The sequence below is a fragment of the Arthrobacter sp. B2a2-09 genome (genome assembly GCF_027587375.1).
Classification (GTDB): domain Bacteria; phylum Actinomycetota; class Actinomycetes; order Actinomycetales; family Micrococcaceae; genus Arthrobacter.
This window is the reverse complement of sequence record NZ_JAMXIC010000007.1, coordinates 92934-117061: the sequence shown is the minus strand read 5'-3', so window position 1 is coordinate 117061 and position 24128 is coordinate 92934. Positions and strand designations below refer to the sequence as shown.

Annotated in this window: 27 protein-coding genes and 1 pseudogene; 14 read left to right on the top strand and 14 right to left on the bottom strand. The window is 64.5% G+C overall.

Features of this window, described 5'->3' with window-relative positions; translation table 11 throughout:
- Nucleotides 1–88 precede the first annotated feature (88 nt).
- Together NFJ07_RS10235 and NFJ07_RS10230 are read right to left on the bottom strand one after the other, a co-directional pair.
- Nucleotides 89–1054: a DNA topoisomerase IB gene (locus NFJ07_RS10235; RefSeq protein WP_269994102.1), complete on the bottom strand. Its 966-nt coding sequence runs from the start codon at nt 1052–1054 to the stop codon at nt 89–91.
- A 34-nt stretch (nt 1055–1088) separates the two neighbouring features.
- A complete protein-coding gene (locus tag NFJ07_RS10230; protein WP_269994101.1) occupies nt 1089–1568 on the bottom strand; it encodes a Dps family protein in 480 nt (159 codons plus the stop codon).
- A gap of 330 nt (nt 1569–1898) precedes the next feature.
- Here NFJ07_RS10230 and NFJ07_RS10225 point away from each other — a divergent pair, with 330 nt between their 5' ends.
- The 4 genes and pseudogenes from NFJ07_RS10225 to NFJ07_RS10210 all read left to right on the top strand — a co-directional run.
- On the top strand, nt 1899–2069 hold the full coding sequence (locus NFJ07_RS10225; RefSeq protein WP_269994099.1) for a hypothetical protein: 171 nt from the start codon (nt 1899–1901) through the stop codon (nt 2067–2069).
- Nucleotides 2070–2163: 94 nt separating this feature from the next.
- The gene (locus NFJ07_RS10220; protein ID WP_234754057.1) at nt 2164–2340 is read left to right on the top strand and encodes a CsbD family protein; all 177 of its coding nucleotides are present in this window, start codon (nt 2164–2166) and stop codon (nt 2338–2340) included.
- A gap of 66 nt (nt 2341–2406) precedes the next feature.
- Complete coding sequence (locus NFJ07_RS10215) at nt 2407–2835, top strand: hypothetical protein (protein WP_269994096.1); 429 nt, start codon at nt 2407–2409, stop codon at nt 2833–2835.
- Between the two features lie 27 nt (nt 2836–2862).
- Nucleotides 2863–3000: pseudogene (locus NFJ07_RS10210) on the top strand (DUF7218 family protein); the annotation flags it as partial.
- Nucleotide 3001: 1 nt separating this feature from the next.
- Here NFJ07_RS10210 and ku read toward each other — a convergent pair.
- Nucleotides 3002–3880: a non-homologous end joining protein Ku gene (gene ku / locus NFJ07_RS10205; RefSeq protein WP_269994095.1), complete on the bottom strand. Its 879-nt coding sequence runs from the start codon at nt 3878–3880 to the stop codon at nt 3002–3004.
- Nucleotides 3881–3918: 38 nt separating this feature from the next.
- Between ku and NFJ07_RS10200 the strand changes: the two genes are divergently transcribed.
- On the top strand, nt 3919–6390 hold the full coding sequence (locus tag NFJ07_RS10200) for an ATP-dependent DNA ligase (protein ID WP_269994093.1): 2472 nt from the start codon (nt 3919–3921) through the stop codon (nt 6388–6390).
- Between the two features lie 83 nt (nt 6391–6473).
- Here NFJ07_RS10200 and NFJ07_RS10195 read toward each other — a convergent pair whose 3' ends face one another.
- Both NFJ07_RS10195 and NFJ07_RS10190 read right to left on the bottom strand, forming a co-directional pair.
- The gene (locus NFJ07_RS10195; RefSeq protein ID WP_269994091.1) at nt 6474–6734 is read right to left on the bottom strand and encodes a hypothetical protein; all 261 of its coding nucleotides are present in this window, start codon (nt 6732–6734) and stop codon (nt 6474–6476) included.
- A 72-nt stretch (nt 6735–6806) separates the two neighbouring features.
- Nucleotides 6807–7034 carry a hypothetical protein gene (locus NFJ07_RS10190; protein ID WP_269994089.1) on the bottom strand — a complete coding sequence of 76 codons (228 nt, stop codon included), beginning with the start codon at nt 7032–7034 and terminating at the stop codon, nt 6807–6809.
- A gap of 483 nt (nt 7035–7517) precedes the next feature.
- Between NFJ07_RS10190 and NFJ07_RS10185 the strand changes: the two genes are divergently transcribed.
- Nucleotides 7518–8321 (top strand): putative protein N(5)-glutamine methyltransferase, encoded by an 804-nt coding sequence (locus tag NFJ07_RS10185; RefSeq protein WP_269994087.1) that lies wholly within the window; start codon nt 7518–7520, stop codon nt 8319–8321.
- A gap of 254 nt (nt 8322–8575) precedes the next feature.
- Nucleotides 8576–10162: an MFS transporter gene (locus tag NFJ07_RS10180; RefSeq protein ID WP_269994085.1), complete on the top strand. Its 1587-nt coding sequence runs from the start codon at nt 8576–8578 to the stop codon at nt 10160–10162.
- Between the two features lie 127 nt (nt 10163–10289).
- Here NFJ07_RS10180 and NFJ07_RS10175 read toward each other — a convergent pair whose 3' ends face one another.
- Nucleotides 10290–10841 (bottom strand): hypothetical protein, encoded by a 552-nt coding sequence (locus NFJ07_RS10175; RefSeq protein ID WP_269994083.1) that lies wholly within the window; start codon nt 10839–10841, stop codon nt 10290–10292.
- A gap of 167 nt (nt 10842–11008) precedes the next feature.
- On the opposite strand from NFJ07_RS10175, the gene NFJ07_RS10170 reads away from it, so the two are divergent.
- The 4 genes from NFJ07_RS10170 (at nt 11009) to NFJ07_RS10155 (ending at nt 15117) form a co-directional block, all read left to right on the top strand.
- Nucleotides 11009–11728, top strand: a complete 720-nt coding sequence (locus tag NFJ07_RS10170) for a response regulator transcription factor (RefSeq protein ID WP_269994081.1) — start codon at nt 11009–11011, stop codon at nt 11726–11728.
- A complete protein-coding gene (locus NFJ07_RS10165; RefSeq protein WP_269994079.1) occupies nt 11725–13092 on the top strand; it encodes a sensor histidine kinase in 1368 nt (455 codons plus the stop codon). The genes NFJ07_RS10170 and NFJ07_RS10165 overlap by 4 nt, the downstream gene beginning before the upstream one ends.
- Nucleotides 13093–13101: 9 nt before the next feature.
- Nucleotides 13102–13503 (top strand): VOC family protein, encoded by a 402-nt coding sequence (locus NFJ07_RS10160; protein ID WP_269994077.1) that lies wholly within the window; start codon nt 13102–13104, stop codon nt 13501–13503.
- Nucleotides 13504–13647: 144 nt separating this feature from the next.
- Nucleotides 13648–15117: an HNH endonuclease gene (locus NFJ07_RS10155; protein WP_269994075.1), complete on the top strand. Its 1470-nt coding sequence runs from the start codon at nt 13648–13650 to the stop codon at nt 15115–15117.
- Here NFJ07_RS10155 and NFJ07_RS10150 read toward each other — a convergent pair.
- The 4 genes from NFJ07_RS10150 to NFJ07_RS10135 are packed head-to-tail and all read right to left on the bottom strand — an operon-like array spanning nt 15114 to nt 16815.
- Nucleotides 15114–15578: a Clp protease N-terminal domain-containing protein gene (locus NFJ07_RS10150; protein ID WP_269994073.1), complete on the bottom strand. Its 465-nt coding sequence runs from the start codon at nt 15576–15578 to the stop codon at nt 15114–15116. The genes NFJ07_RS10155 and NFJ07_RS10150 overlap by 4 nt on opposite strands.
- 7 nt (nt 15579–15585) lie before the next feature.
- Nucleotides 15586–15789, bottom strand: coding sequence for a helix-turn-helix domain-containing protein (locus NFJ07_RS10145; protein WP_269994071.1), 204 nt, complete (start codon nt 15787–15789; stop codon nt 15586–15588).
- 31 nt (nt 15790–15820) lie between these two features.
- The gene (locus NFJ07_RS10140) at nt 15821–16363 is read right to left on the bottom strand and encodes a GNAT family N-acetyltransferase (protein WP_269994069.1); all 543 of its coding nucleotides are present in this window, start codon (nt 16361–16363) and stop codon (nt 15821–15823) included.
- Nucleotides 16360–16815, bottom strand: coding sequence for an SRPBCC family protein (locus NFJ07_RS10135; RefSeq protein WP_269994067.1), 456 nt, complete (start codon nt 16813–16815; stop codon nt 16360–16362). Before NFJ07_RS10135 ends, NFJ07_RS10140 begins: the two co-directional genes overlap by 4 nt.
- 198 nt (nt 16816–17013) lie before the next feature.
- On the opposite strand from NFJ07_RS10135, the gene NFJ07_RS10130 reads away from it, so the two are divergent.
- Nucleotides 17014–18108 carry an FUSC family protein gene (locus NFJ07_RS10130; protein ID WP_269994065.1) on the top strand — a complete coding sequence of 365 codons (1095 nt, stop codon included), beginning with the start codon at nt 17014–17016 and terminating at the stop codon, nt 18106–18108.
- On the opposite strand, the gene NFJ07_RS10125 is transcribed toward NFJ07_RS10130, so the two are convergent.
- Nucleotides 18056–18850: an SDR family NAD(P)-dependent oxidoreductase gene (locus NFJ07_RS10125; protein WP_269994063.1), complete on the bottom strand. Its 795-nt coding sequence runs from the start codon at nt 18848–18850 to the stop codon at nt 18056–18058. The two genes, NFJ07_RS10130 and NFJ07_RS10125, sit on opposite strands and share 53 nt — an antisense overlap.
- Nucleotides 18851–18999: 149 nt before the next feature.
- Here NFJ07_RS10125 and NFJ07_RS10120 point away from each other — a divergent pair, with 149 nt between their 5' ends.
- Entirely contained in the window at nt 19000–19326 is a 327-nt protein-coding gene (locus tag NFJ07_RS10120) for a hypothetical protein (protein WP_269994062.1), read from the top strand.
- A 59-nt stretch (nt 19327–19385) separates the two neighbouring features.
- On the opposite strand, the gene NFJ07_RS10115 is transcribed toward NFJ07_RS10120, so the two are convergent.
- A complete protein-coding gene (locus NFJ07_RS10115; protein WP_269994060.1) occupies nt 19386–19841 on the bottom strand; it encodes a hypothetical protein in 456 nt (151 codons plus the stop codon).
- A gap of 46 nt (nt 19842–19887) precedes the next feature.
- Nucleotides 19888–21588, bottom strand: coding sequence for an EndoS/ChiA family endoglycosidase (locus NFJ07_RS10110; RefSeq protein ID WP_269994058.1), 1701 nt, complete (start codon nt 21586–21588; stop codon nt 19888–19890).
- Between the two features lie 151 nt (nt 21589–21739).
- Between NFJ07_RS10110 and NFJ07_RS10105 the strand changes: the two genes are divergently transcribed.
- A complete protein-coding gene (locus NFJ07_RS10105) occupies nt 21740–22762 on the top strand; it encodes a LacI family DNA-binding transcriptional regulator (protein ID WP_269994055.1) in 1023 nt (340 codons plus the stop codon).
- A 34-nt stretch (nt 22763–22796) separates the two neighbouring features.
- On the opposite strand, the gene NFJ07_RS10100 is transcribed toward NFJ07_RS10105, so the two are convergent.
- Nucleotides 22797–24023 carry a glycoside hydrolase 5 family protein gene (locus NFJ07_RS10100; protein WP_269994053.1) on the bottom strand — a complete coding sequence of 409 codons (1227 nt, stop codon included), beginning with the start codon at nt 24021–24023 and terminating at the stop codon, nt 22797–22799.
- Between the last annotated feature and the right edge of the window lie 105 nt (nt 24024–24128).

The following is a 24128-nucleotide window of genomic DNA, read 5'->3' as shown; positions in this document are numbered from 1 at the left end:
GGACATATTCCTACTATGTCCACTCCTCGTAGCCAACGGGGAGCATGCTCCTTGTTTTTCAGGGCAGATTTGTTCAGGGCAAATTTGATCAGGGCAGGGACGCCAAGTAGGACGCAACATCCGACTCGGTTGCCTTGAGCTGTTCGAGGTCACCGGCCAGGAAACCCTCCACGACACGCGGATCGACGTAGGCTGCCCTCGCCACTGTTGGCGTGTTGCCGAGTAGTTCGGCGGTTTGCTTGATGGCCTCAAGGACTCGTTGGCGGGGCGATCCCTCGGTTCTGCCTGCGAGGGATCTGCCTGCGAGCGCCATGCCAGCCGCTGCTGTGCCTTTCCAGGTGCGGAAGTCCTTGGCCGTGTAGTCGCCGCCTGTGATGTGGCGAAGGTACTCGTTGACCATCGTGGCATTCAGCGATACCCGGCCGTCATCCTCCTCGAAAACCAGCAGGGGTTCCTTGCCGGGCCTTCCTGCCAAGGGTCCGAGGAATCGGGCCAGCACAGGGTCCTCGATGGTGGAATCCCACGTTTGACCGCTTTTCCCCGGGAAATGCAGGGAAACCGTATCCCCGTTGACCTTCACGTGCTTACACCTCAGCGTGGTGAGGCCGTACGAGCCGTTGCGGCGCGTGTATCCATCGGATCCAACGCGCAGGGCCCCGAGATCCATAAGCCGCACGGCGGCGGCCAAGGTTCTGGTCTTCTCCGAAGGTGACTCCCGCAGATGCCGGGAGACCAGACGGCGCGCCTGCGGCAGGAGGGCCCCGAGCCGCGCGGCCCGGGCGAATTTATCAGTATCTTGGCGAGCCCGCCACTCCGGGTGGTAGATGTATTGGCTCCGGCCGGCGTCGTCCACTCCCATTGCCTGGATGTGCCCGGTCTCGAACGGACATATCCAGACGTCCGCCCACGCAGGAGGAATCGCCAGCACGTCAAGGCGTTTCCGCTCCCCACCCGCGATAAGCGATCCGTCCGGGTGGTGGTAACTGAATCCGCGGCCGGACCTTCGGCGGGAAATGCCCGGAGTGCCGGGCCTACTGCGGCGGAGCCGTGGCATGCCCTAGCGCCGTTTGCCCTGGGTTCCCGGGTTTCTAGGCCTCCTGTGGGTCTGCTACGGACGCACCGGCTGACATGATCTCGGCACTGATCATCCAGGCGAGCTGCTCCAAACGGGCGATGAACGCGTGGAGGAGGTCCGCCGTCGTCGGGTCTTCTTCGTCTACTTCGTCGTGGACATCACGCATGGTCTGGACCGTCCGCTCCAGGCGGTCGGTGATCAGCTTCACGGCGTCCTTGGTTTTGGTCAATCCCGCGGGGAATTGCTCCAGCCTGGTTGAGGCAGCGATGGTGCTGCTCCGGCCATCCGGAACGGCATGAAGCGCCCGCATCCTTTCGGCGGTTTCGTCAGCGAACTCCCGGGCGGCTGCGACGAGTTCGTCGAGCTGCAGGTGCAGGTCCCGGAAATTGGCGCCAACGATGTTCCAGTGGGCCTGTTTTCCCTGGAGCTGGAGTTCAATGAGGTCCGTCAGGACCAGCTGAAGATTATCTGCCAGAGTTTGCGATGCTTTCACGATTTCTCCTCCTGGACGACCATCCGATGCGAGCGCCGGAACCCGACCCCCGACCTTCCATTTAGCCTACGACGAAACCCAAAAATCTTTGTAAGCGTACTTAGTACTTGATTTGATAAGGGTGCTTAGTAGTACCATGGAGGAAGTCGGTGCCGGTCCCTAGCGGATGAAAACCCCGAAAATATGGGGCGGTATCGCTACAGCAAGACCTTGCACGGGGCCTGGGGGCCTGGCGGGGAACCACGGTTCGCAAGTGAACCGATAACCGAATACATCGCAAGGGACCCGGGCGCTTGCCGGCGGTCCCGCTGAAGTAAGGAATGTGTCACTGTGAACACTCTTCTGATCATTGCAGGCGTTGTGGCAATCGTCCTTCTCCTGGTTGGCGGATTCTCGTCGGCCGTGAGCTGGCTCCTCTGGGTCGGCGTGGTCCTCCTGATCGTCGCGGCCATCGGCTGGCTCCTCAGCTTTGTTTCCGGCCGTAGGTCACACGGCGTTTGACCGACAACGACACTAAGGACGCTTGGCCCCATCGGCCGGCCCCCCACCGCTCGGCGGAATGAAGTAAAACCATTACCAGCAAAGGAGTACGCCCATGGGTGCAGATGACAAGATCCAAAATGCCGGAGAAAAGCTTGCAGGCAAATCCAAGGAAGCGGCTGGAAAGCTGACGGGTAACGAGAAGCTCGAAGCCGAAGGCAAGATGGATCAAAGCAAGAGCGACCTGAAATCGGCCGGCGAAAAGGTCAAGGACGCTTTCAAGAAGGACTAAATCCCCTCGAAGTGCGGCTTCCGCCTCGCGCGGGAGCCGCACTTCCCGGTTCAAGGAGTTAAGTCGATGCCGACTATCTCTGACCCGATTGTTCCCGACGGTGCGCCTCACCCCAGAGCGGAACGAATCTGGTGCGGCAATTGCGGCACCGCCGAGCACGTGATCCTGGATTCCATCGAGCCCCTCAAACCACCGGTGGCAGAGCTCGTGGACGTCGCTTACACCTGCTTGGATTGCGATACGTTTTATGCCCATGCTGCGACATTCCAGGACGTCGCGGGCATCCTGAACCAGCGAGGCCCGGTATCAGGTGTGCTGCAATTCGGCGGCGAATACATCCATTGCGGCGAACCGATGAAGATTTCGGGAACCGGATTCCACAGCGTGTATGCGCCACTGTCCACTGAGGACCCCGCTGTCGACCTTCTCGACGTGTACCTGGCGACAAAGGTGTTGCAGTGCCGCTGCGGGTTCCGGATGGAGCTTCCGTCCTAGCCAGGATCTTGACCGCAGGAGGAACGAATGCCAAGCAAGAAGAATCCCAGCCTCAAGGATCCGGAACTCTACGAAACCCTCCGGGAGGATGGCGCCTCGAAGGAAAAGGCCGCCAGAATCTCGAATGCCGCCGCCAAGGAGGGCCGCAAGGAAATCGGCCGGCGCGTCAGGCCTTCTTGACCCTCACCCTCGGCTTGCTGGCCGCTTTGCCGGTGGCGGCGTCGTCGGACTCTTCGGTGAACGATTCGGCGGACGCCTTTCCGCGCTTCTTCTCAAGACTCCGTTTGAGGGCCTCCATGAGGTCGATGACCTCACCGCCTTCCCCTTCGCTAGCTGCGACACCGAACGTTTCCTCGGTGTCGATGGAGTCGCCCTTTTCGAGTTTGGCAGCAATGAGTTGGCGCAATTGAACTTGGTAGTTGTCGGTGTATTGCTCGGGCTCGAAGTCGCGCGCCATGGAGTCCACCAGGGCCGAGGACATCTCCAGCTCCTTGTCCGAGATCTTGACGTCGGTTTCCAGAGACGGGAAGTTGGCTTCGCGGACCTCGTCGTCCCAGAGCAAGGATTGCAGCATCAGCACGTCGCCGCGTACCCGCAATGCGCCCAGCCTGGTCTTCTGCCGGAGGGCATACTGCACAATGGCCACGCGTTCGGTGTCCTGCAGGGTGCGCAGAAGCAGCATGTAGGCCTTGGGCGACTTGGAATCCGGCTCGAGGTAGTAGGGCCGCTCGTACATGATGGGATCCAACTGCTCGGCCGGAACGAACTCCACTACCTCGATTTCACGGCTGTTCTCCGCTGGCAGCGATTTCAAATCGGCCGCAGACAGCACGACGGTACGGCCTTCCTCTTCGTAGGCCTTGTCGATATCCTCGTAATCCACAACAGAGGCGCAGATTTCGCACTTCCGCTGGTAACGGATGCGGCCTCCGTCCTTGTTGTGGACCTGGTGGAGACTGACATCGTGGTCCTCGGTGGCGCTGTAGAGCTTGACGGGTACGTTGACCAGCCCGAACGCGATAGAACCCTTCCATATGGCCCTCATGCACTAAGTGAACATCACAACAAGGCGGAGGTGAAGAGGTGGCAACCAGCCAGAAGGAACGCGTCAACGTTGAAGGCCACCAACTGACGCTCACCAACCTGGGCAAAATCATCTACCCGGAGACTGGCACCACCAAGGCCGAAGTGCTCGAATACTACGCCGCCGTGGCCCCGTTCCTGATCCCGGCTGCCGCCAACCGGCCCGCCACCCGGAAGCGCTGGGTGCACGGAGTAGGGACCACGGAGGATCCCGGGCAGATGTTCTTCCAGAAGAACCTGGACGATTCCACCCCGTCGTGGGTTCCCCGCGTCACCATCCAGCACAGGCAGCACAGCAACGTCTACCCGTTGGTCAACAACCTCGCCACGCTCACCTGGCTGGCCCAGATTGCAGCCTTGGAAATCCACGTTCCGCAATGGCAAGTGGACGCCGACGGAACCATGTTGCCGCCGGACCGCCTTGTCCTGGACCTCGATCCGGGTCCCGGCGCGGGCCTTCCCGAATGCGTTGAAGTCGCCAAGTTGGCGCGCAGCATCCTGCAGGACATCGGCCTAGATCCGGTCCCGGTGACGAGCGGCAGCAAGGGGATCCATCTCTACGCCGGGCTGGATGGCACCCGCAAATGGGAGCAGGTTTCCGCGTTCGCGCACGAATTGGCGCGCTCGCTCGAGGCTGACCATCCGGACCTCGTGGTCAGCGACATGAAGAAGACCCTGCGCAACGGCAAGGTTCTGGTGGACTGGAGCCAGAACAGCGGGAACAAGACCACCATCGTCCCGTACTCCCTCCGCGGGCGGGCCCACCCCATGGTGGCCGCACCAAGGACGTGGAGTGAACTCGCCTCCCCCAAGCTCGAGCATCTGGACTTCACGGCCGTCATGAAGCGCGTCAAAGAGGGAAAGGACCCCTTCGCGGCGGTGGCGGCCGGGCATGCGCCCGAGCACGTCAGCACCGCCGCCGCGGGCACCGCAGTGAACCCGCGCCTGGCCAGTTATATGGACAAGCGTGATCCGCGGCGGACACCAGAACCGTTTCCCGCCGTCGAACATCACCCCGGTTCGCGCCCGCTCCAGGCCGACGCCGAACCCAATCCGCCCGGCGGAATCTTCGTCATCCAGGAGCACCATGCCCGTCGTTTCCACTTGGATTTCCGGCTGGAACACAACGGCGTCCTGGCATCCTGGGCCTTGCCCCGCGGCGTCCCCGACACCCCGGTCACGAACCACCTCGCGGTGCGCACGGAGGACCACCCGATGGAGTATGCCCAATTCACGGGCATCATTCCGAAGGGCGAATACGGTGCCGGGACGGTCAGCATCTGGGACAGCGGTGAGTTCGAGTGCGAAAAGTGGCGCGACGGCAAGGAAGTCATCGCCACCCTCACAGGCAAGCCCGGCGGCGGATTACGCGGCACCCGCCGCTTCGCGCTCATTCACACTGGGGAGTCGCCGTCGCAGTGGCTGATCCACTTGATGAAGGACAAACCGGGCCACCGGGCGGTGCTGTTGCCCGACGCCGCGCCACAATCGAACGGGACCCCCAGCTACGCGCCCATGCTCGCAACCTCCGGGACCGCAGCCGATGTTTCCTCGGGCGACTGGCTGTTTGAGCTCAAGTGGGACGGCTTCCGGGCCATCGTTTCAGGTTCGGGCGGCAAGATCGGGTTGACCAGCCGCTCCGGGATCGACATGACACCCACGTATCCCGAACTGACAGATCCGCGCTACTGGCCGGGCCACGACTTCGTAGCAGACGGTGAAATCGTCGCGCTCAGCAAGAACGGCCGCCCCAGCTTCGAGTTGCTCCAGAAGCGGATGAACCTCTTCAAACCCGGCGACGTCGAACGCGCCCGGGCCGCGGTCCCCGTGCAGCTCATGGTGTTCGATCTCCTGTACGACGCCGGATCACAGGGAAGCGCCGACCTCACCTCCCTGCCGCTCAGCGAGCGCCGGGACAGGCTGGCGGCCTTCCATGCCAAGCTGCCTGCCCAGGGCTCCCCTATCCATGTGTCCGAGGTTCTGGAGCATGACCTCGACGACATCCTGGCGAGCGCTGCGGAACTTGGCTTGGAAGGAGTCATGGCCAAGCGCTCGGATAGTCGGTACCAGCCGGGGCGGCGCAGCAGGTCCTGGATCAAGCTCAAGTTGGAACGCACGCAGGAAGTTGTGGTGGGTGGCTGGCGGCCCGGCGCCGGGGCGAGGCTGGGGACCATTGGCGCGTTACTGGTGGGGATTCCCGACGGCGACAAGCTGCGCTACGCGGGCCGGGTAGGCACCGGGTTCAAGGACTGGCAGCTGCGCGACATCCTGAAGCGCATGGAAGGGCTCGGTCGCCCGGACTCCCCCTTCCATGACATCCCGGCCGAGGACGCAGCCACCGCGCACTGGGTTTCCCCCGAACTCGTGGGAGAGGTGACGTTCGGCGACTGGACCGGCACCGACAGGATGCGGCATCCCGTCTGGCGCGGATGGCGCCCCGACAAGTCCCCCGACGACGTCGAGCGCGCATAGGCCAGACCGGCGACACGGAAAATGCCCTACGCCACCAGAATTCCGTTGTCGCAGGGCATTTTCCGTGTCGAGGGTGGGTACTCCTAAGAGGAGTGCGGCATCTGGGGACGGCCGGTGCGGTGGACCGCGGTGACCGCCGCCTGCTGGCCCGCGCGGCCGTGGTTGGCGCCGCGATCCTTGGGGTGCTTGCTCTTGCCGCTACCGTCTGGCCAAGCGGCTCCTTGGGCCGAGCCAAGCGTCATGGCCACAGTTGCGGGGGCCGGCATGGGCGTCGTATCCATGGACTCGACCAGGTGGCTGGCCACCTCGGAATTGATTTGTTGCGCAACGTGCTTCGCAGCCATTGTTCTTCCTTTCTGCATTGAAACGAAGGGACTTTCCATACTAGGTGGGAGCGGTCCGCTTGTCTGCAGGATCTACCAGCGGACTTTCTTTTCGGACTTGGCCTGCTTGCCACTCGCTTGAGTGGGTTTGTGTCCTTTTCCGGTGCTCTGCCAGCCGTTCCCGGCCCCACCGCGGGACTTGCGGGCCAGCATTTCCTTCTGGGCGTCAGTCAGTTTCGATTTGATACCGCCAGCCGGGGCCTCGGTTTCCTGCGCTACCGGTTCCTGTTCGGCGTCGGTTTCGGGTGTATTCGGTGTCATGCAGTGGACTCCTTAAAGCTCTTGATCTGCCGGAGGAGGTATCGGGACGCGACGTCCGCTGCGAGACCCTGGGTCTAATAGCAACGGGAACGGCGCGGAGGCGAAGCCTCAACAGGCATGGATTTTTGTCGGATCAAACTCAGCGGTGCCGGATCAACGTCTTCAGCGGCGTAGCCGGCATCAGCGACGAACCAGGACCCGCTGGTCTATTCAAAAATCAGTGTTCCCATGCACCCACCCTAGACACTCCGGGCCGTGTTTGTGAACCCCGGCGTTGCGGAAGCCGTTTCACGCGTGGCCTCCACGTCCGCTCTCGGCTAGCATGGCATTTCCAGCGACTCGCGCCATCTCTTCAGCAGAGTCCTTACGCCAGGAGGTGAGACCCATCAAAACAGCAATTCACGGGTGCTCCCTCCCGATCCCGCGGCGAGCCTGAACTAGGTGGCCCGGAGAGCACCCCTCGGTCTCCCGAAAGGCTCTCCCATGTCAGCACCCACGTTCCAGCCTTCCCATTCCGCCGTCACGGCCCGGCTCCGTTCGGCCGGTTGCGTCTTCGCCGAAGACGAGGCCCGGCTCCTGATCTCCGCGACGCACGCTGCCAAAGACCTTGACCGCTTGGTCGAACAACGCGTCTCAGGATTGCCCCTTGAATACCTCCTAGGTTGGGCTGAGTTCTGCGGCCAACACATTGCCGTGGACCCGGGCGTCTTCGTCCCCCGCCGCCGCACGGAGTACCTCGTACGGGAGGCGGCCCGCCTCGCCCGGCCGGGCGCCGTCGTCGTCGATCTTTGCTGCGGTTCGGGTGCCGTGGGTGCCGCTTTGGCTGCCGCGGTGGGCGGCATTGAGCTGCACGCGGCCGACGTCGACCCCACTGCGGTCCACTGCGCCCGCCGCAACATCGGACCGGCGGGAGGACAGGTGCATGAAGGCGATCTCTATTCGGCCCTGCCGGACACACTTCGCGGCCGGGTTGACGTCCTGGTAGCCAACGCCCCCTACGTCCCTACGGACTCGATCGGAATGATGCCGCCGGAGGCCCGGCTGCATGAACCGCGAGTGGCGCTCGACGGCGGCGCGGACGGTTTGGACGTGCAGCGGCGAATCGCGGAGGAGGCCCCGTTATGGCTGGCTCCAGGGGGTCAGCTGCTGATCGAAACGAGCGTAAGGCAGGCGCCGACGACGGCGGCCCTGTTCGGGCACGCTGGACTGTCCGCCAGGGTGGTCCATTCTGAAGAATTCGATGCCACGGTGGTGCTCGGAAAACGACAGGAAACCCACCGAAAATGATCAGCAAACTGTGCTTTTGACGGTCCCGAACCAAACAATTTGGTAACGCAGCCTCGGAACACGCCAAATCCGCGTGATTCCGGGGCTGTAGGGGGCAAATGGATGTCAGACATTTGCGCCGAAAGTGGGTCGGAACAGCCCCGAAACTCGGAGTTCGACTCTCAGATTCGGCGAATCTCGCGTAAAATTGAAACCCTGCCCAGAGCGGAGCAGCTGTATGTCGCAAGCAAATGATCTCCCTAGGAGAAGTCAAAATGCCCACAGACCGAAGCATCACCGACTCTTCAGCAGGCGCTAGGAACGCCGCTGCAACGAGCAAGACCGCATCACGCGGCGCCTCAAAATTGAAACTTCCAACACGCCGTCGACTCAAGGTATCTGACGTCAACGTCGTTGACCAGCCAATGCTGAAAAAAGCACTCGGCGGCACGATCGTCGGCAACACCATGGAATGGTACGACGTCGGCGTGTTCGGCTACCTCATCACCACGATGGGGCCCGTCTTCCTGCCCGAGGCCGACAAGTCCGTGCAGACCCTGTTCCTCTTGGGAACCTTCGCCGCAACGTTCCTGGCACGGCCCCTCGGCGGCGTCGTCTTCGGCTGGCTGGGTGACAAGGTGGGCCGCCAAAAGGTGCTCGCCACAACACTCTTGCTGATGGCGGCGAGCACCTTCGCCGTCGGACTCCTGCCTGGATACGCGCAAATCGGCATCTGGGCAGCCGCACTGCTCGTCATCCTGAAACTCGTCCAGGGTTTCTCGACGGGCGGCGAATACGCCGGCGCCACCACGTTCGTGAGCGAATACGCTCCGGACAAGCGCCGCGGTTTCTTCGCGAGTTTCCTGGATATGGGCTCGTACATCGGCTTCGCCCTCGGCGCGGCCCTGGTTTCCATCATGCAGCTCACCATCGGCCAGTCGGCCATGGAGGACTGGGGCTGGCGGCTGCCGTTCCTCATCGCGGGTCCGCTCGGCGTCATCGCCGTCTACTTCCGTAGCAAGATCGAGGAATCACCTCAGTTCCAAGCCACTTTGGATGCCCAGGAAGCCATCGCCGCGGACGCCGCAGCGGGCGATGCCGCAGTAGCCAAGGGCCCTATCGGCATCGTCAAGGCGTACTGGCGCCAGATTATCCTCGCCATGATCCTTGCCGCAGCCGCAAACACCGTGGGTTACATGCTGACTTCCTACATGCCCACGTACCTGACCGAGTCCAAGGGCTACGACCCCGTTCACGGCACGCTGCTGACCATCCCCGTGTTGGTCATCATGGCAGTCTGCATCCCGCTGACGGGCAAGCTCTCCGACCGTATTGGCCGCCGGCCCGTACTGTGGATCGGCGCCATCAGCACCGTGGTGTTCGCCATTCCGGCGTTCCTGCTGATCGGCATCGGCGATATTTGGTCCACGCTCGCCGGTTTGGCCCTGATCGCCTTCCCGGTCACGTTCTACGTGGCAAACCTCGCGTCTGCGCTGCCGGCACTGTTCCCGACCTCGAGCCGTTACGGGGGAATGGGCATCGCCTACAACTTCTCCGTAGCGATCTTCGGCGGCACCACACCGTTCATTGTCGCTGCCTTGATCCAGGGCACCGGCAACGACATGATGCCCGCGTATTACCTCATGGGCACGTCCGTGGTTGGCGCAATCGCCATCTACTTCCTGCGTGAATCTGCGCAACGCCCGCTTCCGGGCTCGATGCCCAGCGTGGACACCCAGGCCGAGGCCCGCGAGCTGGTGGCCACCCAGGACACCAACCCGTTGATCGACCTGGACGAAATGCCGTTCGACGACGGCGCTCTCGTCGCGGCGGGTCCGGACCGGGACCCCGTCCCGGCCTAGGCACAATGCCGGTCTAGACACAGAGCGGGCGCGGGCTGCGGGCGGCCCGCGTCGGCAGAGCAAGGCTGGTTGTTCGTAGTGGGATCGCTACGAACAACCAGCCTTGCCGTCGTTTAAGCTTTGTCGTTTAAGCCTTGCGGTCGGCTTTCTGCTCTTGCATCCGCTTTGCCTGTGCCTGGATCTTCGGGCCGTAGCCGCCGTTGAGTGCGGTGTCCCTGATGTGGGTGGCCTTCGCGACCCTGTCGCTGTCCGCCGCATCCTTCAGCGCCTTCAGGTCCGCCTGCAGGGCCGCTGGAAGCTTTGCGGCCAGCTTCGGACGCTTGTCCAGGATGAAGGTGGCGATTCTCGCGGCGCGTTGGCCGTAGTTGGGCTTGCTGCTGTCTCCGTTCACGAAGAACCGCAGGCCGGCCGCCAGCGGGTGGCGCACCAGGGCCGTCTTGGCCGCGACTGCCGCCGTCGCGGCCGTCGCCTCGGACTGGGAGGTGGCTGCCGCCGTCGCTGTGGGCTGGGAGGTGGCTGCCGCCGTCGTGCTCGTGCTGCTTGAAGTAGCTGCGTTGGCGGCGATCACGCCTCCGCCCAGCAGGAGGCCTGCTGCCAGAACGCCGACGACGGCGGTGCGGGCCTTGCTGCGCTTGCGGCCCGGGGCTGGGGTACTGGAGATCGGGGTGCTGCTGTTCATGTCCGTGTCCTTTGTTCCGGCCGGTGGTGCATCCTCCGGCACTCTTCACCACACTCTGGTCCGGCCGCATGAACTGACTGTTCGGCCAATGTTCGAGGAATGTAAAACCGTCCCCGCGCGCCGCCAAGGACCCTCCAAGTGCTCCGTCCTTGCTGTTGAATGGACGCATGGAAGACAGCCGCGGATTGGTGCTGATTGCCGAGGACGAACAGGCGATTGCCGATATCCAGCGCCTTTATCTGGGCCGCGCAGGTTTCGGCGTGCACGTGGAGCGGGACGGGATTTCCGCGCTGGCACAGATCAAGCGACTCAAACCGGTCGCGGTGATTCTCGACGTCGGGCTGCCGGGATTGGACGGGATCGAGCTCTGCAGGCAACTGAGGCAGGCAGAGGACTGGACGCCGGTACTGTTCGTCACAGCCCGCGATGAGGAAGTGGACCGCGTCCTTGGCCTGGAATTGGGCGCGGACGACTATCTCACCAAGCCGTTTTCGCCCTCCGAACTGGTGGCCCGGGTCAAGGCGGTGCTGCGTCGGACCGAAGGAACCCCGCGGTCCAAACCACTGGTGCTGGGCAGCGTCGAACTGGATCCGCTGAATCGGACCGTACGCGCCGGCACCGAGGAACTCACGCTGACCGCCACCGAGTTCGACCTCCTTGCCTATCTCATGGCCCAGCCCGGCCGGGTCTTTTCCCGTGAGCAACTCCTGTCCGCCGTGTGGGGCCGGGCCAGTTATGCCGCGGGACGGACAGTGGATGTGCACATCGCGCAGCTCCGCGCCAAGCTCGGCGAGCACTCCCCCATCGCGACGAGCCGCGGCGTCGGCTATTCGGCCGCAGCTCCCCAAACGTCCGGACCCCGACCCGCCGCCGGGGGAACCACGTGAGGCGCTGGTTCGGCACACTGGCCGGGCGCACGACGGCGGTGATCGCCGCCGTCGCGACTGTCGCCGTCGTACTTGCAGGCCTTCTGGCGGCGCAACTGGTCAACGCCACGGCGGTGGACGAAGCCAAGAAGTATCTCGCGGTTGAGGCCGATTCCCTGAGCAAGCAGTCAAGCATTGGAAGCCTGCAGGACCTGCGCGCAGATCTGCTCACGCACGGCGCGAGGCTCGCGCAAATCAGCACCGACGGCCGCGTGACAGGCGGCGGGGCAAGGCTGGTGGATACGAAGACCGTGGCGGATGTATTGGCCGGAAAGTCGGTCTCGACGTCGGTGAACGGTCCGCAGAACACCGTGGTCCTCGAAGCCCGGCCCTTGGCGGCCGGTGGTGGCGTGGTACTGGCGCAGCCCGTGTCCGAAATCCGAGCGGCCGCCGCTCCCCTGCTGAGCCGCATGCTGATCGCCCTCGCGGTCTGCCTCGTGTTCGCCATTGTGGCCGGCGGCCTGTTGGCGCAATGGTTGAGCCGGCCCTTGGTGCGCACGGCACATTCGGCCCATCGGCTCGCAGCCGGAGAACGGTCCGTGGCGGTGGCGCCCGGCGGCCCGGCCGAAGTGGTGGAGGTTTCGCAGGCGCTGGCGGCCCTCGACGCCGCACTCCGGACCAGCGAGGGGCGCCAACGCGAGTTCCTCCTTTCCATTTCGCATGAAATCCGGACACCCCTCACCGCACTGCGGGGCTACGCCGAGGCGCTTGCCGATGGCGTGGTCAGCGGAGACGACGTGAGCGGGGTCGGGCGGACCCTCGTGGCCGAAACCAACCGTCTGGACCGTTTTGTCCGCGATCTCCTGGAATTGGCACGGCTTGAGTCCGATGATTTCCGGATGGAACTGCGGCCCGTGGACGCATCCTTGATCTTGGGCGAGAGTTGGCAGGCCTGGCAGGCAGTGTGCGTCCAGAACGGGATCGTCGGGCGGCTCGAGCTGCCCCTTGGGTCGTTGCCTGTCCGCAGCGATGGCCAGCGGTTGCGCCAAGTGGTGGACGGTTTGCTGGAAAACGCACTGCGCGTGACGCCTGAAGGCTCTCCCGTTGTGCTCGCGGCGTACGCCACCAGCGGCGGGCTCACCGTGGAAGTGCGCGACGGCGGGCCTGGCCTCACGGAGGCGGATGCCGCCGTCGCGTTTGAACGCGGTGCGCTCTTTGCCAGATACAGCGGACAACGGCCTGTTGGAAGCGGACTGGGTTTGTCCATCGCCGCAAGGATCGTGCAGCGGATGGGTGGCCGCATCAGCGTGCGCGCTGCGCCTGAGGGCGGCGCGGCATTTGTGGTGGAGTTGCCAGGCATTCCCGCGGACTCCCAGCAAACGTAGACTCTGCGCATGGCTGAAGTTCCAGTGGGTTCGCTGCACCACGTAGAGATTTGGGTGCCTCACATCGGCCGCGCCCAGGAAGAGTGGGGCTGGCTACTGGCCGAACTAGGCTACGAACAATTCCAGGAGTGGCCCGAGGGCTGCAGTTGGAAACTCGGAGGCACGTACATCGTGATCGAACAGTCCACGGCGCTCACTGGAAGCACGCACCGCAGGACGGAGCCCGGGCTCAACCACCTCGCCTTCCACGCGGGCACGACGGAGAACGTGGACCGACTCCGGGAGCTCGGCGCCGACTCCGGCTGGTACGAGATGTTCGAGAGCAAATATCCCCACGCCGGCGGGGCCGATCACTACGCCGCCTATCTGGTGAATACCGACGGCTACGAGGTTGAGCTGGTTGCGGGGTAGGGAGGGCGGAGGCGCCGGGGCGCCGCGGCGCCGGAATCCTTCCCGAGCAAAGTTTTAGAAAAAGTTCTGCCTATTTTCCGGTTTTTCGGCTGACCAGGTGTTCTCCGGCCTATTAATGTCAGACCCTCCTGGAATGCTTTGGTTATGGACGGGATTCGGGGAACACAGCTGATCGGATCGGGCGCGCCTGCCGGCGGCGCGGGTCCGGACGGTGCTGTCCCGTGTGCCCAAATAGAAGACCTACTCGGCGCGGTGTCCTCGCTCCGGCTAGGCTCCGACAGTACTGAACTGATAAACCAGTTGCGTGGACTAGAGGACCTGAAGTCCGCGGTCGCGGGTCTGCAGGCCCGGATCGCTGTCGCGTTCGACGGCGCGCAGCGCAGCTCCGAGGCCGGTCAGGGCGTCCCGACGGACGAGCAGGGACGCGGCGTCGGAGCGCAAATTGGCCTGGCCCGCAGGGAATCCCCCGCCCGCGGATCCCGGCTCTTCGGGCTCGCGAAGGCCCTCGTGACGGAAATGCCCCACACCATGGCCGCGCTGGAATCTGGACAGCTCAGCGAATGGCGCGCCACCCTGCTCGTGAAGGAAACAGCCTGCCTGAGCCCCGAAGACCGCTGCGCCGTGGACGAGGAACTCGCCGCCGACACCGGGACCTTCGACGGTGCCGGAGACAAGGCCATCATCTCCGCCGCCCGGACCGCGGCGTACCGGCGGGACCCCCGCTCCGTCACCCAGCGCGCCAGCCACGCCGCCGAGGAGCGGCACGTCAGCCTGCGCCCGGCACCGGACACCATGACCTATCTGACCGCCCTGCTTCCCGTCGCCCAAGGCGTGGCCGTGCACGCGGCGTTGAACAGGCACGCCGACACCCTCCGCGCGACGGGGGACAACCGGTCCCGGGGGCAGATCATGGCCGACGCCCTGGTCGAACGCACCACCGGCACCCCGGGCGGCATCACCGGCGTCGAGATCCAGCTCGTCATGACCGACCGCACCCTCTTCCAAGGCGACAGCGAACCCGCCCGCCTCCCCGGCTACGGCATCGTCCCAGCCGCCTGGGCAAGGAACCTCCTCAACGACAACACCGGCAACACCAAACGTGGCCAGGCCGGGCAAGGCCCGGATCTGAAGGTCTGGCTCCGGCGCCTCTACACCGCCCCCGGAAGCGGGGACCTTGTCGCCGCCGATTCGAGGGCGCGGCTCTACCCACCCGGACTGCGGCGCTTCATCCAAGCCCGCGACGACACCTGCCGCACCCCGTACTGCGACGCACCCATCCGGCACTTCGACCACATCATCCCCTGGCACGACGGCGGCCCCACCAGCCACGCCAACGGCGCCGGCTTGTGCGAAGCCTGCAACCACACCAAAGAACTCCCCGGCTGGACAGCCCGAACCCGGACCGCAAAAACCGGCCCCGGCACACGGCATGTCCTCGAAATCCGCACCCCCACCGGACACCACTACCGATCAACAGCCCCACCCCCGCCAGGCACCCACCCGAAAGCCACCGACAAACCCGGCATTGACTTGCCCGGCGCTGACTCGCCCGCTACGACGGCACACTATTTCGGGGACCTGTACTACAGGCGCCGGCAGCGACAATCGGCCTAGGACCGCAGGTCCTGCAGCTTAACTTTCAGTGCTGCCGTATCCACGCCCAGCTTATTGAGCAGGACCGCAGCCGGATCGGGTTCGTGCCGCTCCAGCAGTGCGAGCAAGAGGTGTCGGGTGGTGATTCTGCGGGCCTTCTCCCGGGTTGTCAATATCAAGGAGTCCTGAATGACCGAGCGGGCGGCCGAGGTGAAGGTGGTCCGGCTGCTTCCCTTCGGCGCAGTCAGGGGGCCGAAGTCCCCCAGCGTGATTCCGACGGCTTCCAGCGCCTGCTGGTCGAGGGTGTCGAGCTGGGCGCGGGCGGATTCAAGGTCCGTCTCCAAAGTCCGGCAACTCTCCGGATCGTGGAGCAATCCCAGCAGCAGATGGTCCGTGCCGATTCTGCGGTCTCCACGGCGTTTGGCTTCCTCGGCGCCCGCATGGACAGCGGTTCTGGCTTCGCCGGCAAATCGTTCAAACATGGCAGACTCACTTTCCGTATTTGGCGTGGACCGACTGCCGGGAGACGCCCAAGGCGTCGCCGATTTGTTCCCAGGACCAGCCCTGCTGCCGCGCGAGGGCCACGTTGGTGGCCTCGACTTTTTCGGCCAGGCGATGCAGGGCACCGACGGCGCGGAGGCCAATTGCCGGGTCCGTCGCCGGGATGGAGGAAGTCAGCTCATCACCATTCATGCTGTCAGTTTGAACTGACAGCATCTGCCTGTCAATACAGACTGACAGAATCTTCCTGAGTAAGGATTGACCTGACGCGCCTCCGCATGGCGATCCTCGGCCAACGGCTCAGGCCCACCAAGCCCTCGCACTCCAGGATGCCCCTGAGTCCGTCGTCCAACATCTCCGGGTGCAGCTCCTCGAAACCCAGCCGGCGATAGTAGGGCGCATTCCAAGGAACATCGCGGAAAGTGGTCAGGGTCAGCCATTCCAAGCCCTCGGCCCGTGCCCACTTTTCGGCAACATCGAGCAGCTCGCTCCCGAGACCTCGCCGCGCATGCGATGGGTGGACACTCAACTGCTCAACGTGCGCATTTCCGTCCAGATGCTCAATCAGGAGATAGGCCACTGGAACGTCTGATGCGTCGGCAAAGACCAAAGCACCGCCGCGCGCTTGGAAGAGAGCCAACTCCGTGACGGTCAACGGCTCATCGTCTGCGATGGCGTCCATTCCGTGAGAGCGGAAGATCTCGCCCGCGGCGAATTCGATCCCGCGGAGCCGTTCCAGTTCGTCCGCGCGGGCCGGCCTGATCATGCGGGGGCACCGTTGCGGGCAAGATATTCGTTGCGCTGTTCAATGAGGTTCTGCAGGTATCGCCCCAGGAAAGCATTCTCCGCAAGCCGGCCCACGACGCCGAAGGGCGCCGCGAATTCGACGCGATCGATCATGAGCGTGCCGCCGTCGTCGGGAATGAACTCGTGCACGTGCCGGAAGAAGCGGAACGGACCCCGCACTTGCTCATCCGTAAACGAATCAGGGAAGCGAAACTGGGTGATGCGGCTGCTCATCCGCAGGGGTACAGCGAAATGCCAGGCCTGCCAGGTAACCTCGTCGCCTTCCGAGAGCAGTCCGGACACGACGCCGGCAACCGCACGTTCCCGGGACTTGGCCATGGAGCCGACGTGCGCGTCGACGTTGCGCGCGAGATCGAAGAGCTCCCCGGGTTCCATTTCGATATGCGTATGGCATGTGAACGACACAGTCATGGTTCGATCCTGCCACTGATTCGCCCGGCCCAAGTGACTCGCACTTGTTGTCGTTTTCGCGCGTCAAAACGACAACAACTGCGAGTCAGTTGGGTGGGAAACCGAAGCACAAGGAAACCTTGTGACCCAGCTAATGGCGCGGATCTTGGAGTGCTGATAACTTCCCAATGATCGGCTGAATTGATTGGTGGTGTCCCGTTGCGATCAATCCTGGCCCATGCACGCGCCCTTCATAGGATTCCACCGGCAAGCAACGATCACCTTGCTGCCGTCCGTGTCGCACTGAGCGTCGCCGTGCCGGCACTGGTGCTTCTCGCGGTTGGCCGTGCAGACCTCATCATCTACGCCGTGTTCGGCGCCCTGACCGGCATGTACGGCCGTGCCGAGTCGCATCAACTGCGGCTCAAGCACCAGGCCCAGGCAGCCGCGGTGCTCCTCGCCGGCGTTTCGGTGGGCACGCTCTTGTCCGTCTCCCATGTCCATTCATGGGGATTGGTAGTAGTAGAGGCGGTCCTGGCGGGCGTGGGCTCGCTGTTCTCGGACAAGGTAAGGCTCAAGCCCAACGGCCCGTTCTTCGGAATCCTGGCCCTCGGGGCATGCGCTTCCGTCCCTGCGCATATCCCTTTCCTTGCTGCGGTCCTGATCTGCGCGGCATCTGCAGCGTTCTCGATGGTGGTGGGCTTTGCCGGGTGGCTTCGGCACCGGGCGTGGGTACGTGGCGCCATAAGGGACATTCCGGCGTCCTCGGGGCAGTTGCGCCAAGCAGCAGGGGTCCACGCGGCCCGGTATGTGCTCGCCGTCGGCGCAGCAGGTGCTTGCGGAGTACTCACGGGAAGCGGGCACCCGCATTGGGCCATGGCCGCCGCCGCCGTTCCGCTGGCCGGAGCCGATATGCCCAGCCGCCTGCACCGCGGCATCCACCGCATCGTGGGGACGTTCCTCGGATTGGCGATTGTCGCCGTCGTACTCTTTCCAGGACCGCTGTCCCCGCTGAACTATTTCCCGGGGCAAACCACCATCATCCTTGCCCTTCTGGTGATCGGTTTCCAGTTCCCCACCGAGCTGTTCATGAGCAGGCACTACGGCTGGGCCATGGCGTTCTTCACCCCGGTCATCCTGCTCATGACTCAACTGACGGCTCCCTCGGACCCTGGCGTGCTCGTCCTGGAACGCGGGGTGGAGACCTTCGTGGGAGCCGTGATCGGGATCGCGGTGGCGGTGCTGGTCCAGGCGCCCCGGTTTACTTCGCGGGCCCGGCTTGCTTCGCGGCGAGGCGAGGCGGACCCGACGTAAGCTTCGCCGGCAGGAAGCGCATGACGGCGGTGATCGCTTTGTAGCGCTTGGTCGGGATGGATATCCCCTTGCCCTTGGCGTTGTCCTCCAAGCCTTCCCTGACAACGCGCTCGGCCTTCAGCCACAAAAAGCGCGGAGCCACTGACTTGTCCATGCCCATGCGATCGTGGAACTCCGTGTGGGTGAAGCCCGGGCACACCGCGGTAACCTTCACACCGCTGTCCGCGTACGCAGTGTTCGCCCAACGGCTGAAGCTGACCTGCCAAGCCTTGGCTGCCGAATAGCTGCCCCGGTTCGCGAAGGCCGCAACACTCGCGACGTTGATGATCCGGCCCGACTTTCGCGCCAACATGACCTCCAACGCCGCGTGGCACAGCTCCATGGGCGTCTGGACATGCAGCCGGAGATGCCGCTTTTCGTCTTCCACATCGTTCTTCTCGAAAGAGTTCAGCAGCCCGATTCCGGCATTGTTGACCAGCACATCCACCGGCCGCGAAGCGTCCCGCAGCCTGGCCGCGACAGCCGCAACCCCGACGTCGGAGGTCAAGTCTGCGGGCAGGACCTCCACAGAGATACTGAAGTCCCGCTCAAGCACCTCAGCGCTTGCCCTCAGACGCCCTTCGTCGCGGGCCACGAGGACGAGGTGGTGGCCGGATTCGGCCAGCTGGCGGGCGAATTGCGCACCAAGCCCGGCAGTAGCACCGGTGACCAAGGCGGTGAGTTCGTTGGCACGAGTTGTCATGCGCCCAGACTAGCCCGGTTGGCCCTCCGTGTGGTGTTGTGCGTCCCGGTACTCGTGCGTTCCCGGTGCACGCGGTAGAGTGCCTCAAAAGTGTGCCGCACAAGCCGTCGAAGGCGGGACAACGGCCGCCGAACCGGGGGGAACGGACAATGGACGAGGCTCAGGCCGGGATTGAATTCCGCGAAATCGACGAGCACGGTAATTCGCTGGAGCATCACCTAGGCGCGGTTGAGGTGCCTCAAGGTAGAGCTACCGTGAATCCGTTCATCATCGGACTGTGGGTGCTGGAGCTGGCGCTCGTCATAGGCATCATGGTGATCATCAATGAGGCCATGACCCCGCTCGCCCCCACCCCAGGAAATACGATGCCATTCCCGTTCATCCTGATGAACATGACCCCACACCTGCTTCAGGCCGCCGCCCTGATCCTGGCGACGCTACTGTTCTGGCACGCCTGGCAATGGCAGAAAAGGTAAGGCGCAAAAGTAGGCACCCCCTGCAATGAAGGCGAGTGCCTCCTCGAACATTGGGCGGGCTAAGAGGGCAAGGAAATGGGCGTGATCGCGTCGTGTTCATCCCAGAGTTTCGCCCCGGAGGCGGTCACCGCTTGGACAGCCATGGCGCTGATGAGCTCCCCTGCATGGCGCTGGTCGTTTTCGGTGACGACATACGTGAAGACCAGCTCAGTTTCCCCTCCCGCGGGCATCGGGCCCAAGGTCAAGACGGACGGACCGCTCGCGTACTTCAAATCCTCCATGCCCGCGTTGGTGAAGGATCGCAGGACAAGGGTGACATCGGTGAGCTCTTCGCCTGAATCATTGATGATCCAGGCGGAATAGGCCAAGGTGTCGCTCGAAGCCGCCGTGGCCTTGTCTGCGTAATGAACCAGGCGCACTCCGGCGCCGTGAAACAGGCACGTCGAGAAGGTTCCCTGAACAGCGGCATCCGATGGATGCCACTGTTCAGGCGGACTATTTAGGATCTGCGACACCAAAGCCTCCGTCGGAAAATGAGTTCAGGAACGGGTTTCCCTGTGGTCAGCTACGGTGCGCCCTCCGGCGCCATGCGACCATCGCTCCGCCGATGGCGGCGAGCAGTGCGCCGACGCCCAGCCAGCGGAACGGATCAAGCCCGCCCGTAAACGCGAGGGGAGACCCTGGCCCAACGCCTGTAGTGATGCCGGCTCCGATCGGCGTCGAGGTGGGCGTGGCCGACGGCGTCGGCGTGCCGGTCTCGCTCGGCGTCGGCGACGCTGTGGCCGTCCCGGTCGGCGTCGGGGTCGGCGTCGGAGTCGGCGTCGTCGGCCCGGAATCCGCCACCGTGAGGGAAATGCCCGTGCATCCGTCGCAGGCGGTCAGATCGGCGCGCGGCGCGAGGCCTGTGACCGCTACCGAGACCCGGCCCGGAACAGGCCCCTCGGCAGCCGCCGACACCGCCCCGGATTCAGGATCGGCAGCGCTGATGCGCGCCGAAACCGTCAGGGTCGCGCTCTTACCGGCGGCCAGATCCGTCATCCACCCCGCGGCCCGAGCATGTTGCTCAGTCATACCGGTCGACACCGTGAGGCCTTCGATGGTGGCGTCGTCAACGAGGTCCGTGAGGTCCAAAACCACGATCGCGCCCTGCACGTCGACGGATCCGGCGGTCGCCGACACCGTCCACGTGACCGTGTCACCCGGACCCACCTCACTCCCATGCGCCGGAGTGGACGCCACCGCCAGTGACCAGGTGCCCTTGGGCACGACGCCCGCGGCCTTGTCCTGCACTGCGGACAGGTTCTTCATCCAAGAGAACGCGGTGGGCGTGATCGTGTTATCGCCCCAGACCTTTCCGTCGCGGTCCACAGCGTATGCGAAGAACCCGCCCTTCGGCGAGCCGCTCTCGGGCTGCCAGGTCGCGTACTGGTACGCGGTGCTCCGCGGTGCCGTGGCGGGATCGTAGATGCCTTCGGCGTCACCCCAGCGCGTCGGATCCTTCTCCTCGGGGAAGGAGAAGCCGGGCAGGAACTGGCAGGAGGCGATCTTGTCAGCGAACGTGTTCCAGGTCCCCTGCATCCCCCACGCGCCGCGGCCGTAGGCCTGCAGGAGCACAAAGGAGACGTTCTGGTGCACGGCCTTGAACAGCGGGGTGTCGCCGGACTGGTTGGTGTCGTAGATGAAGATCTTGTCGGTGCCGGACTGCGGGCCGATCAGTTTGCCGAGGGCGTTGAACACTCCGATCGCGCGGGTGAGGTGGTCACCCTGCGGATAGGACTCGACGTCGATGTCGATCCCGTCGAGGCCGTACGGGGTGACGTAGGTGTCGACGAGTTTCTGCGCGTAGGAGCGGTAAGCGTCCTCGGTCAGCGGAATGTCGGCGTTGGCGAGCTGCTCGATCCACAGGGTGTAGACGACCTTCGTGCCCTGCGCGTGCAATGCGGGCACGTAGGTGTCGCGCAGGGTGGCCCAATAGTCGGTATTGGCCGTGGCGCCGGCGTCGAAGACCATCGCCACATCGATCTCCGGAGGGAGGTCGCTCATGCGCGTGACGTTCGGGTCCGGCAAGTCCGAGTTGGCGTTGTGCGGCACGGTGACGTCGCGCCAGGTCCGGTAGTACGCCATCGTGAGTGGCTCGGCCTCGCAATGCGTGGTGTTCCCCACGGATGCCTTGGGGGTCTCAGCGGCCACCGCAGACTGCGGGCCGAAGGCGGCGAGTCCGGCGAGTAGTAACCCTGCACCGAATGCTGTTGTTCGTCTCATTGCTCTCTCTTCTTTGAAGAGGCATCTTCAAAATCCCCGTGAAGATACCCTGGCGGGGTGCAACTATAGCGATTTAGTAAAACCCTAGCAGCTAGGGACTACCCTGCACAGAAGAAGTTTCTAGGTCACCCTGTATCGCTACAGTTGAAGCATGAACAAAACGAAGCGCGTGACTATCACGGACATCGCCCGGCTGGCCGGGGTGTCGCCGGGCGCGGTGTCGTTCGCGCTGAACGGGCGGCCGGGCGTCAGTGAACAGACACGAAAGCGCATCCTCACCATCGCCGAGGAGCACCAGTGGCTTCCGAGCTCCGCGGCGCGGGCGCTCGGCGGCGCGGGCGCCGGGGTCATCGGCTTCGCCGTCAACCGCTCGGCGGGCACCCTCGGTGCGGAGGCATTCTTCACCGACCTCATAGCCGGCGTCCAGTCAGCCCTCGCGGAGAACCGCATCGCAATGCAGATGGTGCTCGTCTCATCGATCGAGGAGGAAGTGGCGACCTACCGCCGCTGGCACAGCGCAAACCAGGTCGATGGAGTCATCGTCATCGATCCTCGTGACGAGGACCCGCGTTTCCCCGTGCTGCGCGATCTGACCCTCCCCGCGGTGGTGCTCGGCAGCCATGCGTCCGGCGAGGGGCACCCGGCGACGATCTGGCTCGACGACCGTCAGGTGGCGCACTCTCTCTTCGACTATCTCGGCGCCCTTGGTCATCGCTCGATCGCGTACGTCGCCGGTCCCGCGGAGTTCCAACACACGCGCCTGCGCACCGAGGTGCTCGCCGGCCTTGGCGAACGAGGGGTGAGCGGAGAGGTGATCGCCACCGACTTCTCGCCCGCCGCGGCATCCACCGCCATGCGCGGCCTCCTGAGTCGACTGCATCGGCCAACAGCCGTGGTCTTCGACAACGACGTGATGGCGATCGCCGGCCTACGCGTCGCGCAGGAGATGGGTGTGTCCGTGCCGAAGGATCTCTCCGTCGCCTCCTTCGACGACTCGGTCGTTGCGGGACTCGTGCACCCCTCGATCACCTGCATCACCCGCGATACGTTCGGGCTCGGGGCGGCGGCGGCAAAGTTCCTGCTCGAGCAGATCGATGCCCCCGACGTGCTCGCGGACCGTATCGGCGCCATGCCGCAGCTCACCGTCCGCGAGAGTACCGCCGTCCCGCGTTGAGGTCGTTACCTACGATGGGAGGCGTCGTGGCTGCTCAGACGACGGTGTTCCGGGAGGCATAGGCGGTCCCGCTGACCGCGGGGCGGATGAGCTCGGTGATGCCGCGCGCTGCGAGAACCTCGGGCTTCGACGCATCGATCGACGTGACGATAGCCGGGTCAGCACCCGCTGTGCACGCGTCCACCCAGGCCTGGAAGATTGCGCCGCCCGGACTCATCGCGCCGCGGCTGATCGGCGTCCAGTTCTCGTTGACCTCGACGACGATGCCGAGGGTGCGGGCAGGGGCGGGCTGCCGCTCGCGAAGCTCGGGGATGAGCTCGGCGAAGCGCCGTCCGATCGGCTTCGCCGCGCCGCCCTGGTCGATGAGGCCGAGCGTGTACTCCAGCTCGGGGAAGTCCGCGAGGCTGCGGCTTACGTCGTGCGAGCACCACCAGGTGACGCCCCACAGGTTCTCGGTGCGCGCGACGGAGCGCAGCGTCGCCTCCAGGAAGCCCGGGGCCTGCGCAGGAGTCAGGCAGTTCGATGGGGCGCCGACCTCCTGCAGCCAAATCGCACGGCCGGGGTCGGTGGCGAAGCCGCGGGCGAGCTCGATCATGTACTCGGCGTGGCGGTCGGATGCCACGGAGCGGCCGCCATAGCGCTGCGCCGTGCCGTTGAAGATCCACGAGTGCACGGTGGTCATATCGCCGAGGCGGGAGGCGAGGGCGGGTGTGAAGCCGTGTCCGTCCATGTACCAAGCGGCATCGTACTCACTGTGCACATGCTGCTGCGCAGGGGCGGAGGTGTGCGCGGCATCCAGGAGCGTCGTGATCCAGTTCGCAGCCTCGGCCTCGGTGACCGGCCAGGGGGACGGGTGGCTCGGGGCAGAGAACTGATTGGTCTCATTGCCGAGCGTGAAGCCGAGGAAGTTGGCGGCGTCGCCAAGCCGCTCGCCGAGACGGGTGACCAGTTCGGCCTGTCCGCTCAGGGCGTCGGGGTGCGTGAACATGTTCTTGTCATGCCAGGTGAACAGCCAGGAGGGGATGAAGTCGAAGCTCGACAGGTGCCCCTGGATGACGTCGACGCTGACATCCAGTCCGAATTCGGCCGCCGTGTCCACCACGGAGCGGACGTCGTCCACGGCCTTCTCGCGGATCAGCGTGCGGTTGGGCTGGAGCAGAGTCCACAACGGGAAGATCCTCACATGGTCGAGGCCGATCGCTGCCAGCGACGCGAAATCCCGGCGCACCGCGTCGAGATCCAGCGACATCCACGCGTGCATCCACTCGGATGACGGGGTGTAGTTTGCGCCGAAGCGCAGCGGGGCGACGGGGCGGGTCATCGCGGTCCTTTCCGGGGAATCAATGTCCGGCCGGTGGTGTCCGGC

Excerpts from the sequence above, each read along its gene's own strand:
- NFJ07_RS10185 (WP_269994087.1), top strand. The coding sequence starts at position 7,518 with ATGTCAGCACCCACGTTCCAGCCTTCCCATTCCGCCGTCACGGCCCGG.
- NFJ07_RS10215 (WP_269994096.1), top strand. The coding sequence starts at position 2,407 with ATGCCGACTATCTCTGACCCGATTGTTCCCGACGGTGCGCCTCACCCC.
- NFJ07_RS10160 (WP_269994077.1), top strand. The coding sequence starts at position 13,102 with ATGGCTGAAGTTCCAGTGGGTTCGCTGCACCACGTAGAGATTTGGGTG.
- NFJ07_RS10100 (WP_269994053.1), bottom strand. The coding sequence starts at position 24,023 with ATGCACGCGTGGATGTCGCTGGATCTCGACGCGGTGCGCCGGGATTTC.
- NFJ07_RS10140 (WP_269994069.1), bottom strand. The coding sequence starts at position 16,363 with ATGATCAGGCCGGCCCGCGCGGACGAACTGGAACGGCTCCGCGGGATC.
- NFJ07_RS10220 (WP_234754057.1), top strand. The coding sequence starts at position 2,164 with ATGGGTGCAGATGACAAGATCCAAAATGCCGGAGAAAAGCTTGCAGGC.
- NFJ07_RS10170 (WP_269994081.1), top strand. The coding sequence starts at position 11,009 with ATGGAAGACAGCCGCGGATTGGTGCTGATTGCCGAGGACGAACAGGCG.
- ku (WP_269994095.1), bottom strand. The coding sequence starts at position 3,880 with ATGAGGGCCATATGGAAGGGTTCTATCGCGTTCGGGCTGGTCAACGTA.
- NFJ07_RS10175 (WP_269994083.1), bottom strand. The coding sequence starts at position 10,841 with ATGAACAGCAGCACCCCGATCTCCAGTACCCCAGCCCCGGGCCGCAAG.
- NFJ07_RS10135 (WP_269994067.1), bottom strand. The coding sequence starts at position 16,815 with ATGACTGTGTCGTTCACATGCCATACGCATATCGAAATGGAACCCGGG.
- NFJ07_RS10105 (WP_269994055.1), top strand. The coding sequence starts at position 21,740 with ATGAACAAAACGAAGCGCGTGACTATCACGGACATCGCCCGGCTGGCC.
- NFJ07_RS10125 (WP_269994063.1), bottom strand. The coding sequence starts at position 18,850 with ATGACAACTCGTGCCAACGAACTCACCGCCTTGGTCACCGGTGCTACT.
- NFJ07_RS10110 (WP_269994058.1), bottom strand. The coding sequence starts at position 21,588 with ATGAGACGAACAACAGCATTCGGTGCAGGGTTACTACTCGCCGGACTC.
- NFJ07_RS10155 (WP_269994075.1), top strand. The coding sequence starts at position 13,648 with ATGGACGGGATTCGGGGAACACAGCTGATCGGATCGGGCGCGCCTGCC.
- NFJ07_RS10120 (WP_269994062.1), top strand. The coding sequence starts at position 19,000 with ATGGACGAGGCTCAGGCCGGGATTGAATTCCGCGAAATCGACGAGCAC.
- NFJ07_RS10190 (WP_269994089.1), bottom strand. The coding sequence starts at position 7,034 with ATGACACCGAATACACCCGAAACCGACGCCGAACAGGAACCGGTAGCG.
- NFJ07_RS10235 (WP_269994102.1), bottom strand. The coding sequence starts at position 1,054 with ATGCCACGGCTCCGCCGCAGTAGGCCCGGCACTCCGGGCATTTCCCGC.
- NFJ07_RS10195 (WP_269994091.1), bottom strand. The coding sequence starts at position 6,734 with ATGGCTGCGAAGCACGTTGCGCAACAAATCAATTCCGAGGTGGCCAGC.
- NFJ07_RS10145 (WP_269994071.1), bottom strand. The coding sequence starts at position 15,789 with ATGAATGGTGATGAGCTGACTTCCTCCATCCCGGCGACGGACCCGGCA.
- NFJ07_RS10150 (WP_269994073.1), bottom strand. The coding sequence starts at position 15,578 with ATGTTTGAACGATTTGCCGGCGAAGCCAGAACCGCTGTCCATGCGGGC.
- NFJ07_RS10180 (WP_269994085.1), top strand. The coding sequence starts at position 8,576 with ATGCCCACAGACCGAAGCATCACCGACTCTTCAGCAGGCGCTAGGAAC.